General features: G+C 65.6%; 11 protein-coding genes and 1 pseudogene. 5 read left to right on the top strand and 7 right to left on the bottom strand.

The features are described 5' to 3' along the window. Positions 1–384: 384 nt before the first annotated feature. The 3 genes and pseudogenes from Q1B08_RS14655 to Q1B08_RS14645 all read right to left on the bottom strand — a co-directional run. Positions 385–1306: pseudogene (locus Q1B08_RS14655) on the bottom strand (IS5 family transposase); the annotation flags it as partial. Positions 1307–1432: 126 nt separating this feature from the next. Further along, entirely contained in the window at positions 1433–2641 is a 1209-nt protein-coding gene (locus Q1B08_RS14650; protein ID WP_299820349.1) for a HupE/UreJ family protein, read from the bottom strand. A 98-nt stretch (positions 2642–2739) separates the two neighbouring features. After that, positions 2740–4674: a calcineurin-like phosphoesterase family protein gene (locus tag Q1B08_RS14645; RefSeq protein WP_299820346.1), complete on the bottom strand. Its 1935-nt coding sequence runs from the start codon at positions 4672–4674 to the stop codon at positions 2740–2742. 354 nt (positions 4675–5028) lie between these two features. Here Q1B08_RS14645 and Q1B08_RS14640 point away from each other — a divergent pair, with 354 nt between their 5' ends. Genes Q1B08_RS14640 through Q1B08_RS14625 form a run of 4 tightly spaced genes read left to right on the top strand, consistent with a single transcriptional unit; the run spans position 5029 to position 9095 of the window. Continuing rightward, on the top strand, positions 5029–6219 hold the full coding sequence (locus tag Q1B08_RS14640; protein ID WP_299820343.1) for a PfkB family carbohydrate kinase: 1191 nt from the start codon (positions 5029–5031) through the stop codon (positions 6217–6219). A 1-nt stretch (position 6220) separates the two neighbouring features. Continuing rightward, positions 6221–7150, top strand: coding sequence for a carbohydrate kinase family protein (locus Q1B08_RS14635; RefSeq protein WP_299820340.1), 930 nt, complete (start codon positions 6221–6223; stop codon positions 7148–7150). Further along, the gene (locus Q1B08_RS14630; protein WP_299820337.1) at positions 7143–8078 is read left to right on the top strand and encodes a hypothetical protein; all 936 of its coding nucleotides are present in this window, start codon (positions 7143–7145) and stop codon (positions 8076–8078) included. Before Q1B08_RS14635 ends, Q1B08_RS14630 begins: the two co-directional genes overlap by 8 nt. A gap of 18 nt (positions 8079–8096) precedes the next feature. After that, complete coding sequence (locus Q1B08_RS14625; protein WP_299820334.1) at positions 8097–9095, top strand: SIS domain-containing protein; 999 nt, start codon at positions 8097–8099, stop codon at positions 9093–9095. On the opposite strand, the gene Q1B08_RS14620 is transcribed toward Q1B08_RS14625, so the two are convergent. The 4 genes from Q1B08_RS14620 to Q1B08_RS14605 form a co-directional block, all read right to left on the bottom strand. Beyond that, the gene (locus tag Q1B08_RS14620; RefSeq protein WP_299820331.1) at positions 9096–10064 is read right to left on the bottom strand and encodes an ABC transporter permease; all 969 of its coding nucleotides are present in this window, start codon (positions 10062–10064) and stop codon (positions 9096–9098) included. It abuts the gene before it with no gap. After that, complete coding sequence (locus tag Q1B08_RS14615) at positions 10061–10957, bottom strand: ABC transporter permease (protein WP_299820328.1); 897 nt, start codon at positions 10955–10957, stop codon at positions 10061–10063. Before Q1B08_RS14615 ends, Q1B08_RS14620 begins: the two co-directional genes overlap by 4 nt. A 73-nt stretch (positions 10958–11030) precedes the next feature. Then, entirely contained in the window at positions 11031–12017 is a 987-nt protein-coding gene (locus Q1B08_RS14610; protein ID WP_299820325.1) for an autoinducer 2 ABC transporter substrate-binding protein, read from the bottom strand. 32 nt (positions 12018–12049) lie between these two features. After that, the gene (locus tag Q1B08_RS14605; protein ID WP_299820322.1) at positions 12050–12823 is read right to left on the bottom strand and encodes an ATP-binding cassette domain-containing protein; all 774 of its coding nucleotides are present in this window, start codon (positions 12821–12823) and stop codon (positions 12050–12052) included. A 762-nt stretch (positions 12824–13585) separates the two neighbouring features. Here Q1B08_RS14605 and Q1B08_RS14600 point away from each other — a divergent pair. Further along, positions 13586–14792, top strand: a protein-coding gene (locus Q1B08_RS14600) for an IS3 family transposase (RefSeq protein ID WP_299820319.1) whose coding sequence is annotated in 2 segments (ribosomal slippage) — positions 13586–13911 and positions 13910–14792 — 1209 coding nt in all. Because the reading frame shifts where the segments join, the coding sequence is not laid out codon by codon here. Positions 14793–15134 lie beyond the last annotated feature (342 nt).

Here is a 15134-nt window from a genome sequence, read left to right as displayed (position 1 = left end):
CCTCCACGCAACCGGGATTGACCCTCTCCTGTCAACGACGACGCGTGGGGTCGTTTTTCTTGGGATCATCGCGAAACGCCTTGCGCGCCGAGGCCGGATGCGGAACTCCGCCCGGGTCGCCGGCTTATTAATTTCTTGATAGGCCTATTGTCGGATCGATCGACCGGTCCAACACAACGCTGCCGGTCCGGTCGCAGATTCCGGACAGGGGACGAGCGGGCTCCGGCCTGGCGACAAGCTGCGGCCTGCAATTGCCATTTTCCGGCACCTCAGACGGCACCGTTGAGGGGTTCTGTCGCACGAAACTGTAGCGCGACGGGGCCCTGTTGCACAGATCGGCTGAACGGCGGGGTTCTCCTTCCCCGGACAGACTTGTTTCATGGCCTCTGTGACGGGAATGCCGAGCGCAGTGCAGCCGTTCAGGACGGCGATGCGGACCTGGATCTCGGCAACCTGTCGGTCGAAGTCCCGTGCCATCAGCCGCCGTCCCAACAGCTTCATGCAATGCATCTTCGTCTCGACGCGGCTTCAGCGGTGATATCCGCTCCATCGACGCCACAGGGCTCGGCCGAGATACTTCGATGGTCGCAGCGTCTCGTTGCGCGCCACGGCTCCGGCGGTGACGGTCTTCCAGGGTTTCGCATTTCATGCGGGGCGGGATAACGGCATGGGCACCGCGGTCGGCAATGGCATCGTGGCACTCGCGTGTGTCATAGGCGCCGTCTGCCGTGACGCTGCCGATCTTCTGATCCTCCGGGATCTGGCCAAGAAGGTCGGGCAGCACCAGCGCGTCACCGATGTGGCTCCCGGTGGCCCCGACCGCGCGAACCTCCAGTGTTTGCTCGTCGATGCCGAGGTGGATCTTGCGCCAGACCCGTCGCTTGGAGCCACCGTGCTTGCGGACGTGCCACTCGCCTTCGCCCTCAACCTTGATCCCGGTGCTGTCTACCAACAGGTGCGAAAGACCTTCGGAGCCGCGGTAGGGGATGTTGACGGCCAGGGTCTTCTGACGGCGAGACAGCGTGCTGAAGTCGGGCGCCGTCCAGTCGAGTCCAGCCAGCCGCAGCAGGCTCTCGACGAACCCGGTCGTCTGCCGAAGCGCCATGCCGAACAGTACCTTCATCGAAAGGCAGGTCTGGATGGCGGCATCGCTGGAGCGTTGCTGGCGGCCGCGCCTGCCTGTCGGCACGGCATCCCAGTTCATCTCGGGGCCGAACCAGATCGTCCGCGAGCCCCGCCGCTTGAGCGCTTCATTGTAAGGGGGCCAGTCCCTGGTCCTGTAGGTCGGAAGGGTCGGCCTGCTCATGCATCACAGCTAACACGCTGGATTCACAAGATTGATCCCTCACGCAATTTGTGCAACAGAGCCACGCCAACGGATACGCGTCGGATTGAGAGCAAACCGCTTTAGCCTGACAAATGCTCCGAAATCTTAGACAAGAACTACGACGCGCTCAACGAGCCATACTCCCGCCAGTGCCGCGATCCCAACCAGCGCCGCCTGTCGCAGGAGCGCCGTCCATGTGCGCGACGCCCGCCGCAGTCCCGCCACGAGGGCCAGCACCGACGCCACAATCGCGAGCTGACCCGCTTCGATACCGAAGGTGAAAGCGGCCAGCGCCGGTATCATGCCCGGTCCGCGACCGAGGATCTCCTGCAGCACGAAGGCAAAACCCAGCCCGTGCAGCAGCCCTACCGCGGCCATTATCCAGACCGCCTCCAGCCGCTGACGCCACGCCGCAATCGCCGCATAGAGGACCGTCGCCGCGATCGCCGCCTCTACCGCAGGGATATACCACGTCCAGCTCGGCACGGCGCCGAAGATCGAGGCCATGAGGGTTGCCGCATGACCCAGCGTGAACGCGCTCACCAACCAGACCAGCCTTCGCGGCGAGGTTGCACCGAGCGCCAGGCACACCACGAGCAGAACATGGTCCCACCCCTTGAGGATGTGCACCACGCCCTGCCAGATGAATCCGCTCGCGGCCGCAAAGCGGGAGCCGTTGAAATTCACCCATCCCTCAAGTTGACCCGCGACCGTACGCTGCAGCGGCGGATCGAGCCGCGCATCGAGCAGATGCGTGTCGACGCTGACGCCCTCGGCGAGGGTGAGTGGTGGGTGCCCGCTGCGCAGGCCCACCGTCGCTGCCGGCATCGGCACAGAAAGCCGCAGCGCGATCACGAAGACTGCTTGGCCGAAGCCCGGATCCGCACCGGTGCGCGGGCCCGCCAGAGCGGCCTTTGCGGCGCCGACGTCGAATGGGCCCTCCGCCATCGGCAGAAGCCGCCAGTCTTGAAGCTCCGCATCGAGCGGAAGGTTGTTCTGGCGCCAATCCGCCACACCCTCCAGAAGCGCGGCGGCACCGTTCCGGTCCTGCCGCAGCGCTCCGCGCGAGATGAAGCGCGTCCCCCCGTCCGCCGCAACTTTCAGGAACGGCGATGCGAGAGGCCGATCCTCCGCCGCCGCCGCCGCGATCTCGCCCGCGAAGACGAATGGCGCGGGCAGGCGCAGATAAGCCACGAGCCCGTCCTGACCCTCGTCCAGCACGTAGCTCTGAATGACGGTGCCGGGTGAGAAATGCGCCGCCGCCGAATTCGCCGCAAGCAGGAGCGCCAGCAGCGCCGCGAGCCGTGTCATCATCCAGATCTTCGAACGGAACCGGCCCGGCAAACGAGCCGAGCCGATCGATTTCTGACTGCGCATGTGAAGCAAGGCAGGCGAGGCCCGGTTTTGCCGTCTTACTCGAACAGCGACGCCTGCCAATCCGGGTTCGGCAGCTCGTCGACCACTTCGAACGTGTAGCTCCGCGTATAGGTGCGGCCATGCCTGTCGGTCGTCTCCACCGCGAGCGTATGGACCCCCGTCGGCAGGTCCGCCGGCAGCTCCGCACGCCACAGGTGCTGGCTGTTGTCGGTCAGGTTGCCTTCGGGGAAGGGACCCGGGACGCCGGCGTAGTGATCGTTCTTGAACACCCGGTAGCCGGCCGTCGCCTCGCCGCCGCGGTCTGAACGCACCGCCATCGCCGCCTGTGTCGATTGCTTGGCGAGGGCCAGCGGGTCGGCCCATTCCGACCCCTCCTTCTTTGCCTCGCCCGTGCCGCTCTGGGTCTGCTCTGCCGTGATCGGTTCGCCGTCGTTGATCCGCACGGTGACATCGTTCTCCCGGGAGCCGTTCCAGACGTTCACCGCGGCCCAGGTGCCGCCTTCCAGATCCTCGCGGGTCAGCATGTACATGTCACCGAGATCGTTCCGGCTCACCGGCGGCGTCACATCGGCCGGGATCGAGTAGGCCCGCGTGAACGCCAGCAATTGCTCGGCCCACTCGCGGAAGCGCGGCGTATTGAAGCTGGCGTGCAGCTGCTCGTCCTCGTCGCGACCGAACGCCCGGTAGCTTTCGACATAGTCCGATCCGTCGAACGACAGCACATAGAACCCGCGCGGGGCGCCCGAGCGCTGAGTCGCATGCGGCACGCCCTGATCGTTCAGGTCGCCCTGCCACCACGAACCCGAGACGGCACCGGTCACGATCTGGTTGAACGGCGCGGTGGCGAGGCCCGTGTTCTCCTCCCAGCCCTCGTAGCCCACTCCCTTGAGCAGGTTCTCGGTGGTGTGAGTGTGCCCCGACAGACCAAGTGCCGGACGCTCTCCCACGATTTCGGCCACATCGGAATAGTTGTCGGTCTGATGTTTGGCGGCGGTGTTGTCGGTGTAGGTCTGGAACGGGATGTGCGCGTTCAGCACGATCAGCTTGTCCTGCGGCACATTCTCGAGGTCGTTCTCCAGCCACGCCATCTGCCGGTCGTGGATCACACCGTTGTAGGCCGGGTTCTCCGCCGGGTCGCAGAAAGGATGGTCATCGACCCCGTTGCAGGGATAGCGCACGTTGTCGAGCACCACGAAATGCACCTGGCCGATGTCGAAGGAGTAGTATTCCGGCCCGAACTCACGGCGGAACGTGTCGAACGAATTCGCGTCGCTCTCGGCGTCCAGATCGAGATCGTGGTTGCCGGCGACGAAATAGTACGGCGTCTTGCCCACCGCCGCGATCTGCTTGAAACGCGGGAACAATGAAAGGTCGTCGGACACGATGTCGCCCTCGAAGATCAGGCACTCCGTCTTCGAGATGTCCTCGTTCTGCAGCATCGCGCCCACCGTCTCGCGAACGTAGCCGACCTCGGTGTTGGAATAGGGCTGCGGGTCGCCGAACACGCGGCAGTCGAACTGTTCTCCCACCTGGTCCTCGATCAGCGGAAAGTTGATCTCGGCCGGCAGCGGTCCCGTCGGTGCGATTCCCCCGAAGCGCAGATCCGGCGAGCCCTCCACCTTATGGACGTAGGCGAATTGCGGAACCATCTGCTGGTTCACCGGCACCGCATGATCGGCCGGCTTGGTGATGAAGAGGTTCATGTCGTCGTAAGCGGAAAGCTCGTAGCTGCCGTCGGCACCGGTGGTCACCACCTCGCGTCCGTTCGAAACCATTACCCCCTCGACGCCGCTCTCGCCCTCGTCGAATTGGCTGTCGCGATCGGCATCGAGAAAGACGGTTCCGCGCGCGGTTTGGTCCTGAGACTCGCCCATGGTCTGCACGCTACCGACGTAGCTCGCGTCCTTCGCCAATGCAGGCAACGCGAAGAGGCATGTACTGACGAACAGCGCATATCTTATATCAGACATAAGCCTCAACTCCGCGACGGTTTCGATTGTCAGGTGCGACGACGGTCAGTTTGCACAGTCATCTGATAAAGTCTAAGATTATTACCGAACGTCAACCGTATGAGTAATCCAAGGACTTCCACGTCGACGACGCATTTAATCAGCTGATCCGCGGAGGAATTCTTTTTCCCACTGTGTATCGATGTTCGATCCCACGATTTGATGGCGATTCCGGCCATGGGAATGGAAGGAAGCGCCACGACCATCCGCGTCTACCACCGCCCCAACCCCTCGCCCCTGAGAGGATTGACATATCCTCGCAAACGGTGAAACGTTTCACTAGTCGAGTCCGAGACCGGGAATTGCCGAAGCGTCATGGCCAGCTCACACGGAAAGAGAGCGGGCGGGCGGGCCACGGTTCGGGACGTCGCGCGGGTAGCGGGTGTTTCGATCGGGACGGTATCGCATGTTCTGAACGACAGCAAAGCTGTGACCGATGCCACCCGCCGTGCCGTTCTCAACGCGGTCGCGGCACTCGACTACCGTCCGAACAGCCTTGCCCGGTCGCTTATCGCCCGGCGACCGCGCCAGTCCGAAAAGCGGGAGCGGGAGCGACCGCGACTCGTCTCGATCGGCTATATCTCGATCGACTACATGGTGCAGATCGACAGCGTTCCCCGCTCGGGCGAGCGCACCTCCTCGCGGTCGATCGAAAAGATGCTCGGCGGGCCCGCGGCGAATGTCGCGGCTTTCGCCGCAGGTATGGGCGCGCCGCTCGAGATCCATGTGGAGATGGTCAGCCACATCGGCACGGATGCCGACAGCTTGTGGGCACTGGAAGAGCTCGAACGCCTGCGGATCGACGCCAGCGGCGTGTTGCAGCAGCCTGGAGATAGGCTGTCGCGCTGCATCGTGATGGTCGAGGATGACGGTCAGCGTACCATCGTCAACGAGCCTTTCCAGGTGCCTGTCGAGTCCGTTGCGCGCCACCTTGGCTACCGCGCCACCGAGACCACGGCGGCCTGTGCCCATTTCGATGGATTCCACCTCGCCGCGGCCGAGCAGATGCACGGCGCCCTGCGGGAGGCGGGCTACCTGCTGTCGCTACATTCCGCCGGCCTCGACCCCGCGCGGCAGACAGCCGAGGGCTGCCGTGGGCTGCTCGAGACGTTCGACCTGCTGTTTCTCGACGGGGACAGCTTTGCGCGGATGACGAGGCAGGATCCCGCCATCGCCACCGATCCGTCGCGGGTGTTCGCTCTCGCCCCGGATGCGAGGTGCAGCGCGGTGCTGGTGACGCGCGGGGCGAAGGGCGCCGTGTTGCTTCGCCCCGGCGCCGCACCCGTGGATTGCGTGGCGCCGGAGACCGAAGTGACCGATGTCACCGGCGCGGGCGACGCGTTCACCGGGATCTATCTTGCCTCGTGGCTCGCGCAGGGCGACCACGAGGCGGCCTTGCGTCACGCGGTGCGCGGAGCCAGCCTGTCGGTCACGGCGCTTGGCGCGCAGGGGCGGCTGCCCGGCGCGGTCGAGGTCGCGGATGCCGCAATCGAGGCGGATGCCTGACATGACCAGCCGGCCTTCCCTGCCCCCCGTACTTCTATGCATCGGGGATATCGACATCGACATCATCCTGCGCGTGCCGGCGCCTCCGGGCCGCGACCAGAAGGTCAACGCCACGCGCGTGGCGCAAAGCGCGGGCGGCATGGCGGCCAATGTCGCCGTGGGGGCCAGCCGTCTGGGGACTCCGACGCGGATGCTGGGGGCGGTCGGGGACGACGCGATGGGGCGCGAGGCGCTGACATCGCTGAGGCGCGAGGGGCTGGATCTTGACTACGTGGCGGTGCGTGCAGGCGAGGCGACGTTCTTCTGCGTCATCATGGTGGACGCCGAGGGGGAGAAGTCGCTCGTGAAGGCGATGAGTCCTGCCTATCTCCCCCGTCCGGACGACCTGACTCCCGCGGCCTTCGCGGGGATCGGCCATGTGCACTTCACCTTCACCGAACCTGCGCTTGCCCGCCGTGCGCTCGATCGTGCGAGGGCCGTCGGGGCGACGGTCTCGCTCGACCTCGAGGCCGCCGATATCCCCGAGGGTGGCGGCGCGGTCCCCGACCTTCTGTCCGCGATCGACATCCTCTTCGTCAGCGAACATAGCCGGGCCCGGATCGAACGCTTCGCCGGACCGCTAGACGTGGAGGGCCGGACGATTGTCACCACCCGCGGCAGCGCGGGTGCGCGGCTGGAGCGGGGCACAACGCACCATGAGGCTCCGGGCCGCAAGTTCGACGTTTGTGACACTTCCGGCGCGGGAGACGCTTTCGCGGCCGCCTTTCTGCATTGCCGCCTTTCGGGGATCGACGACGCGCAGGCACTGGAATTCGCCAACGCAGCCGCCGGCCTGTCGACCCGTGCCTACGGCGCACAGGCGGGGCTGGCGACGCGCGCCGAGGTTGACGCCCTTCTCACCACGCCCAACAGCGGGATCCCCCATGTCTGACCGTCGCTTCGAATATGTAGAGCAAAGGCGCGCGCAGGGCCTGCCGGAGGCGGAGCCTTATGTGATGGAGGGCCTCCGCGACATCGTCGACGAGGGGGTTCTGGGCGCCTCGAACCATGTCGCGCTGGCATTGCCGTTGGTGGCACGCCTTGCGGCCGAGCCGCGCGCCACCGCGGGAAACGAGGCGCTGGAGCTGGCACAATTCATCGCCGGGACACGAGGCCTGGGTGCGCCCATCGTCGCCAACGCGCTTCGGTGGCAAACGGATGGCGCGGCCCAGGCCGAAGACGCCGCCGCGCTTCTGCACGCACGGGCCGAACATTGGGGGGTCACGGCGGCCGAGCGGCGTCGCGCGCTTCTCGCGAAGGGCGTCGCAGCGCTGGACGGATACCGCCGTCCGTTGATCTTCGACTATTCCAGCACGGTGGCCGACCTGGTCCGCGCAATGGCGGACAGGGGCGGTCTCGACCGGATCGTGATCCCCGAAAGCCGGTCCATCGACGGCGGCAGGCGATACATGACCGCGCTCGCGGATCTCGGCGTACCGATCCTGTTCGTGCCCGACGCGGCCATAGATTATGCGGCATCGCGCAGTAGCGTCTTGCTTCTGGGGGCGGAAAGCGTGACCCGCGATGGCGGGATCAGCAACACCGTCGGCTCGATTGTGGCCGCCCGCGCCGCCCTGTCCTGCGGACTGCCCGTCTACGGCGCTGCGGATCTGTTCAAGGTCGGCGAGCGGGACGCCGCCGAACTGCCCGCCCCCGAACTTCGCCGCTACGATTTTCTTCTGAAGGAGGGCGAGGTCGCCTCGACCGAGGCGCCCGAGATCGAGATTGTCCCGCCTGCGCTCGTCACCGCGATCCTGACCGAGATCGGACCCGTGGCACCCGAAGCGATCGCGGATGCGCGGGTGCACCGCGCCCCCTGACACAAGAAAGGCAGCATCATGACTCCCTCTGACAGCCATGCATTGATGCAGCGCGAGCTCGACGAACAAGCCGGCATCCTCGAGGCCGCGGCCGGGCCCTTGTCAAAGGCCGCCGCCGGGCTGCACGGTGATCGGGACAGCACGATCTGGATCGGTGGATGCGGCGACAGCCTGTTCGCCGCGCAGGCGATGGCCGGCCATTTCCGTACCGCCGGATGGGACATGCGCGCTGCAAGCGCGGCCGAGATGCTTTGGGACGCGCCGATCTCGGACGGGGATCGTGTGGTCGGGATCTCGATCTCGGGCTCGACCCGCCGCACGGTCGAGGCGCTGGCAGCCGCAAAGGCGCGCGGCGCCCGGACCCTGGCGATCACGCTGAAGCCCGAAAGCGCGCTGGCCGAGACCGCCGACGCTGTGCTGCCCCTGCCCTACACGCCGATCAGCCGGGCCATTCCGCATGGGCTCGACTACCACGTCACGCTTCTGGCGCTGGCAGCCCTGGCCGGGCCGATCGACTGCGCCCGGATGGTCGAGGCCATCGCGGACGCGACACCCGGATTACTGGCCGAGGCGCGGAGGCTGGCCGCGGGTCTCGGTCCGGAGGCACGATTTGTGTTCCTCGGCGCGGGGCCCGCGCTTGGATCGGCCAATTTCAGCGCGGCGAAACTGCACGAAGCCGGCGGGCTGCCCGCCTTTTCCCACGAGTCCGAGAACTTCGCCCACGGCGCGCATTTCATGCTGCGTCCGGGTGATCACGCGGTTCTCGTCGGGGCCGGGGGGCCGGGGGATGCCCGGACATTTGCGATGGCGCCCGGCCTCGGCAAGCTCGGCGTATCGGTGGCGACGGTCCCGGCGGTGGCGGGCGACGGATGGATCTCGGCCCATCTCGGCGGCCTCTCGGCGCAGGCGCTCTGTCTCGCCGTGGCCGAGGCGCGCGCGCTCGACGTCACCGATCCGGGCGCGGGGTCGACCGCCGCGGCGGTCCAGCGGGAGTGGTTCGGCTGGACCGCCGGATGATCAAGCCGGATTTCGCCGCGCGCGGGCCCGCAGCCTTTCTCCTACGGCGTTGTCGGCCATCACGCTGCCGATAAGCAGCACCCCGATGGCGGCCAATTGCCATGCCTGCGAGATGTTCGCCAACTGAAGCGCGACCTGCAGCGTCGTCACGATCAGAACCGCAAGCACGGTCCCCGAGATCCGGCCGATGCCGCCGAAAATATGGGCCCCGCCCAGTACGGCGATGGTGACAGACAGAAGCTCCATTCCCTCGCCTGCGTCGGGCCGCGCCGCCTGGAACCACGACAACGTCATGATGGCGGCCAGCGCGGCGATGACCCCGCTGAGGCAGTAAAGGCCGAAGCGGATGTGCCATACCTTCACGCCCGACAAGAACGCGGCCCGCTCGTCGTTGCCTGCCGCGTAAATGTGCGAGCCCAGCCGGGTCTGCGACAGCATGACATGCAGGACGATCCCAAGGGGAACGAACACCGTCCACATATGGATCGGAATACCGATGAAGCGCCCCTGCGCCAGCGTGCCGAACCAGGAGGGCAAGCCACCAATGGGCGTTCCGCCCGTCAGGGCCAGCGCAAGACCTGAATAGGCAAAGAAGGTCGCGAGCGTTGCCATCAGCGACGGTACCCGTAGCGTGCAGACCAGCACCGCGTTAACCGCGCCCAGGAGGCCGCCGATGACGAGCCCCGCGGCGCAGGCCGCGAGCAGCGGCACGCCCAGCCCGAACATCCCCGCGATGGCCAGCCCGACGAGGGACATGTTGGCCCCAATCGAAAGGTCGATTCCCGGCCCGCCCGACAGCATGACCAGCGTCTGCGCCATGCCCAGGACACCCAGCACGGGGACGTATTGCAGCAGGTAGCCCACGGTCGAGGCCTGCAGGAAGTGCGGGGACAGGACCGCGCCGGCAAGCGCGGCTGCGACAAGCAGACCGACGAGGAAGACGAGGCGCTGCGTCAGCGGGTCTTTCATCCTGCCCTCCGCGTTTCGATGGCGTCGATGACGAGAACGACGACCAGAAGGCTTCCGATGACGACGGTTTCCCACAAGGAGGAGACGCCGATCAGCACGAGCCCGTTCTGCGTGATCTTGATGAACAGCACCCCCATGAGCGCGCCGACGAGGCTGCCCACGCCGCCGCGTATGTTCGCGCCGCCGAGGATTGTCGCTGCGATGGCCTCCAGCGCGATGTTGGTGCCGATGTTCACCTCCACGTTGCGCATCCGTGCGACGTAAAGCACCGCCGCAAGCCCTGCGAACAGGCCCAGCAGGGCGTAGGCTTGGATCTTCGTGCGATCGACGCGGATACCCACCAGCCGCGCAGCGGTCTCGTCGCAGCCGATCGCCACGACCCGCTGACCCCACGGCGTGCGCCGTAGCAGAAGCCATGCAAAGACGTAGACCGCCGCCAGAAGCAGCGCGCCCGAGGGTATGCCCGCGACGTCGCCCAGCACAAGAAAGGACAGGCTGCTGGGCAGCCCGCTGATCCACACGCCGCCTATGACGAGAAACAGCACCGCGAGGTAGACATACATCGTGCCAAGCGTCGCCACGATCGGGGGCACGCGGCTTTTCGAGATGATGACGCCGTTCAACGCTCCAAGCAGCGCACCGGCGGCAAGCCCCACCGGCACGACGACCCAGTCAGGCATTCCCACCTGATAGGCCCGCCCGATGAGTACAGCCGAGACGGCGAGGATGCCGCCCACGGACACGTCGATGCCGCCGAGGATGATGACAATGGTCATGCCCGCGCAGACGATCCCCAGATCGACCGAGTTGCGCAGGATCGTCGTGAGGTTTCGTTCGGACAAGAAAAATTCGGACTGAAGGGCGAAGATCGTGCACAGCACGAGCAGTGCCATCAACAACAATCCTTCCCGGCCGATACGGATCGGCCGGGAAGGAAAAACAGACGCCGTGCGGGCCACGTCCATCTCAGAAATCGAAGTCGTCGATGTTCTCTTCGGTGAAGACCGAGGGCGGCCCTAGAAGGACCACGTCGTCCTCGGGCAAGTACTGGATCGGATTCTCCAGCCCCTCGACCTGGAACTCGGCGGTGATCTCACCGCCGCCGGCCAGGTGGTCGCCGACATGGACCATCAGATAGCCGAGGTCGGCCGGGTTCCACAGCACCGAGAACGGCATGGCACCGGACTTGATGTAGTCGCGTGCTGTATTGGGTGAGCAATAGCCCGCCGTCAGCACATCGCCTACGGCCCCGGAGGCCTCGACCGCCTGGGCGATACCCGGACAGGTCGTGGAGGCCATGCCCAAGATGGCCTTGAGATCGGGATTGCGCGTCATCGCGTCCGTCGCGAACTGGTAGGCGCGCTGCGCGGTGCCGTCGGTATGGTCGACCGAGACGATCTCGATTTCGGGGTAGGTGGTTTCTGCGCGCTCCTCGACGGCGGCGATCCAGTTCTGCATCGACTGGATCGTGGGCGAGTCGGACACGATCGCGATCTTCCCGCTTTCACCGATCCGGTCGACCATCTCGTCGAGCAGCGTGTAGCCAAGATCCCGGTCCAGCGCCTGCGCGACAAAATACTGCCGGTCGCTGTCGGGCGCGTCGGCGTCGGAGGTCAGCACGATAACGCCCTGTTCGCGCGCCCGAGCTATGGCCGGACGAAGCGTCTCACCATCGAGCGGCGAGATCGCAATCACATCGAAACCCTGCGTGACGAAGCTTTCGAAGATGCGAAGCTGGTCGGCCGCGTTGGTACTGGTCGGACCCTCCTGAACGTATTCGACGCCCAGTTCCTCGGCCGCGCGCGCCGCGCCCTCTTCCATCGCGACATAGTAAGGGATGCCGGCGATCTGCGGGATGAAAGCGATTTGGGTGGGATCGTCCTGCGCCAAGGCGGGCGCTGTCACGGCAAGGCCGAGGGTCACGCTGCTGAAAAGGATACGCTTCAGGGACATTCTGGCTACCTCTCTGTTTTCCGTGGTTCGTTTCACGTCGTCTCTGCCGGGCGACGCTTGGCTGCAGCTGCACCGGTGATGTAGCCGACCACCTCTTCGGGGGTGGTGTTCGCCGTTTCCAGAAGGCCGATCCGCTGCCCGCGCCGCAACACGGTGATCCGGTCGGAGACTTCGAAGACGTCTTGAACGTTGTGCGAGATCAGAACCACCGACTTACCCTGCCGCCGCAGCGTCTTGATGAACTCGAGCACCTTGCGCACCTCGGCCACGGCCAGCGCGGCGGTGGGCTCGTCCATGACGATGATGTCAGCGTCGATGTTCAGCGCACGGGCAATGGCCACGCCCTGCCGCTGCCCGCCGGACAGGTATTCGACCCAAGTGTGGATGTCGGGAACCACGACGTCCAGCTCATCGAGCAGCTCGCGACTGCGCCGATGCATCGCCCGCCGGTCGAGGAAGGAGATGCCGGCCACGTTCCGGGTGATCTCGCGACCGAGGAAGATGTTGTCCGCGATGGTCATCTTCCCGGCCAGCGCGAGTTCCTGAAAAATCGTGGCCACGCCGCGGCTCCATGCATCCTGCGGCGAGCTGAAGCGCACTGGGGTCCCGTCGAGCTCCATCACGCCTTCGTCGGGCATATGCGCCCCGGCCAGCGTCTTGATCAATGTCGACTTGCCCGCGCCGTTGTCCCCGACAAGCGCCATGACCTCGCCTGGCCGCAACTCGAAATCCACGGAATCAAGCGCAACCACGCCACCGAACCGCTTCACGATTCCCCTCATGGCCAGCTTCAGCGTCCCGGTCACTCGTCCTTCACCTCGAATTGAAACGTTTCAATAGCCGAAGCTTCGGTCTGGCGAGGTCGGAATGTCAAACGTTTTCTTCGCTGTTTTTCCGGCGTTCAGAAACACGATCCAAGGAAACCGCTACCGATGCGCGCCGAGGACTGAAGATCCACCACACTGGAAAGTCGCGAATTTCCTGAAGGCTCCTGGACTGTGAAAGGATGGAGCTATGGGAACGATCTCGACGGGATATGTGCCTGTATGTGCGCGAGTGCATGGGCTGCCCCTACTGGGTGGTCCGGTTTCGGTCCTAAAACGGATTGCGTTCGATCAGGTGCATATTCTGCGGCACTGAAGACGTTCCGGCCCTCCCCGGGATCGAACAGACCGCGGATGTCGCCGAGGGCATGGAGATGGGGATCGCAAGCGCGGGCGCCGATGCGGCAGAGGTGAGCCTTCGACCCGGAGATGGCCCTTTCGATCAGGGTTCAAGTCTGGCGCGCGAGCGGGCCGGACCGGCATCCGGCCTCCCTGGCCGTTCCGGCTCCCCGGCCGCTTTCGAGCTCCTGCGGAGATGTCGTCGGGGATCGCGACGGTGCCGGGCGACAGGGCCGGGGCGAGCCGGGTCTCGACGCGGATGCGGAACGCGGCCCGGTCCATCGCGCCCCCGATCGCCCGGAGCGCGATCCCCGCGTCGCGGGCGAGTCCGTGAACTGGCCCCCTTTTCGACTGGACACTTGGGCTTAACCATGGAGGCTTGGGGATAGCCTTAAGCACGTGCTTATGTCTGACTATGAGATCATCACCGACGGCGGCCGACGGCGCCGCTGGTCGTCTTCCGAGAAGCTGCGGATCGTCGAGGAGACGCTGGATGAAACCGCCAGCATCTCGGTTGTGGCGCGCCGCGAGGGCGTGGCGCCGAATCTGCTGTATCGTTGGCGGCGTCTTATGCTGCAGGGAGGCGCCGTGGCCATTTCAGGAGACGATGATGTCACGAGCAATCGTGCCGTCCGGCAGATTGAAGACCGCATTCGCGAGTTGGAGCGCCAGCTCGGGCGCAAGACGCTTGAGCTCGAGATCCTGAAGGAGGCGCTCGACAAGTCACGCTCAAAAAACTGACATGGCTTGCGCAGTCGCAGCCGAAGGACGGTTCCCCGTGAGCGTGGTGGCCGAGACCTTGGGCGTCTCCCGATCAAACCTGCATGATCGCTTGACAGGAAGCGCGAAGCCGCGTCGGCGCTATTACAAAGCGCAAGACGCGGCGGTGGTGCCGCTGATCACCGCGCTGGTGGCGGCGCGCTCGACTTATGGATACCGCCGGATCACGGCCATTCTGAACCGGAAGCTGCGAGCCGAAGGTGCAGGACCTGTCAACCACAAGCGCGTTTACCGCATCATGCAGGGGCAGAACCTGCTGCTGGCGCGGCGCTACACCGAACGTGAGAGCCGCGCTCATGACGGCAAGGTCGTGACAATGCGCTCGGACCTGCGCTGGTGCTCCGACGGCTTCGAGTTCACATACTGGAACGGCGATATCGTTCGGGGCGCGTTCATCATCGACGCCCACGACCGCGAGATCATTGCTTGGTGCGCCGTCGCGAACGCGGGCATCAGCGGGTCCGACGTGCGCGACATGATGCTGGCGGCGGTGGAAACGTGGTTCGATGGGCATCGCGCGCCGCACCAGGTCGAGATGCTCAGCGACAACGGATCGCCCTACATCGCCAAGGATGCCCGCATCTTCGCTCGCCAGCTCGGCCTGAAGCTCTGCTACACGCCAGTGAAAAGCCCGCAGAGCAATGGCATATCAGAAGCTTTCGTGAACACGCTCAAGCGCGACTACGTAAACGTCACGCCGCTGCCAGACGCCGTCACCGTCCTCGGATTGATCGCCGGGTGGTTCGAGGACTACAATGAAAACCACCCGCACCCGGGGCTGAAGATGCGCTCACCACGCGAGTTCATCGCCGCTCAAACCGTAACCGCCTGAGTGTCCGGTGAAACAGGGGCAAGACCAGGCGGCGATGACGGTCCGCGTCTTCCCGCGCCTGAAAGGCTGGCGCCGCATGGTCCGGTCAGGCCGGACCGGCCTGATACTGGTCCGCGGACGCTCCCGCGCGGCCATGCTTTTCCTTGTATAAGACCCCGGACCGGCGCCCGGTGGATCGGGGAGCGCCGCCCCGCCTCCGGCGTCCCGGCCGGCTCCTTCAGGGTGCGGCTCCTTCAGGGCGATGTCCGGCGCCGCACGGACGATCCGTAAGCGTCCGGGCTCGCTGCCCTGACGTCGTCCGCTGAGCATCGATAGTGTCCACTATGAGATAATGGACACTAT

The sequence above is a fragment of the uncultured Jannaschia sp. genome (assembly GCF_947494025.1).
In the GTDB taxonomy this organism is placed as follows: Bacteria; Pseudomonadota; Alphaproteobacteria; order Rhodobacterales; family Rhodobacteraceae; genus Jannaschia.
This window is presented reverse-complemented; position numbering and strand designations above follow the sequence as displayed.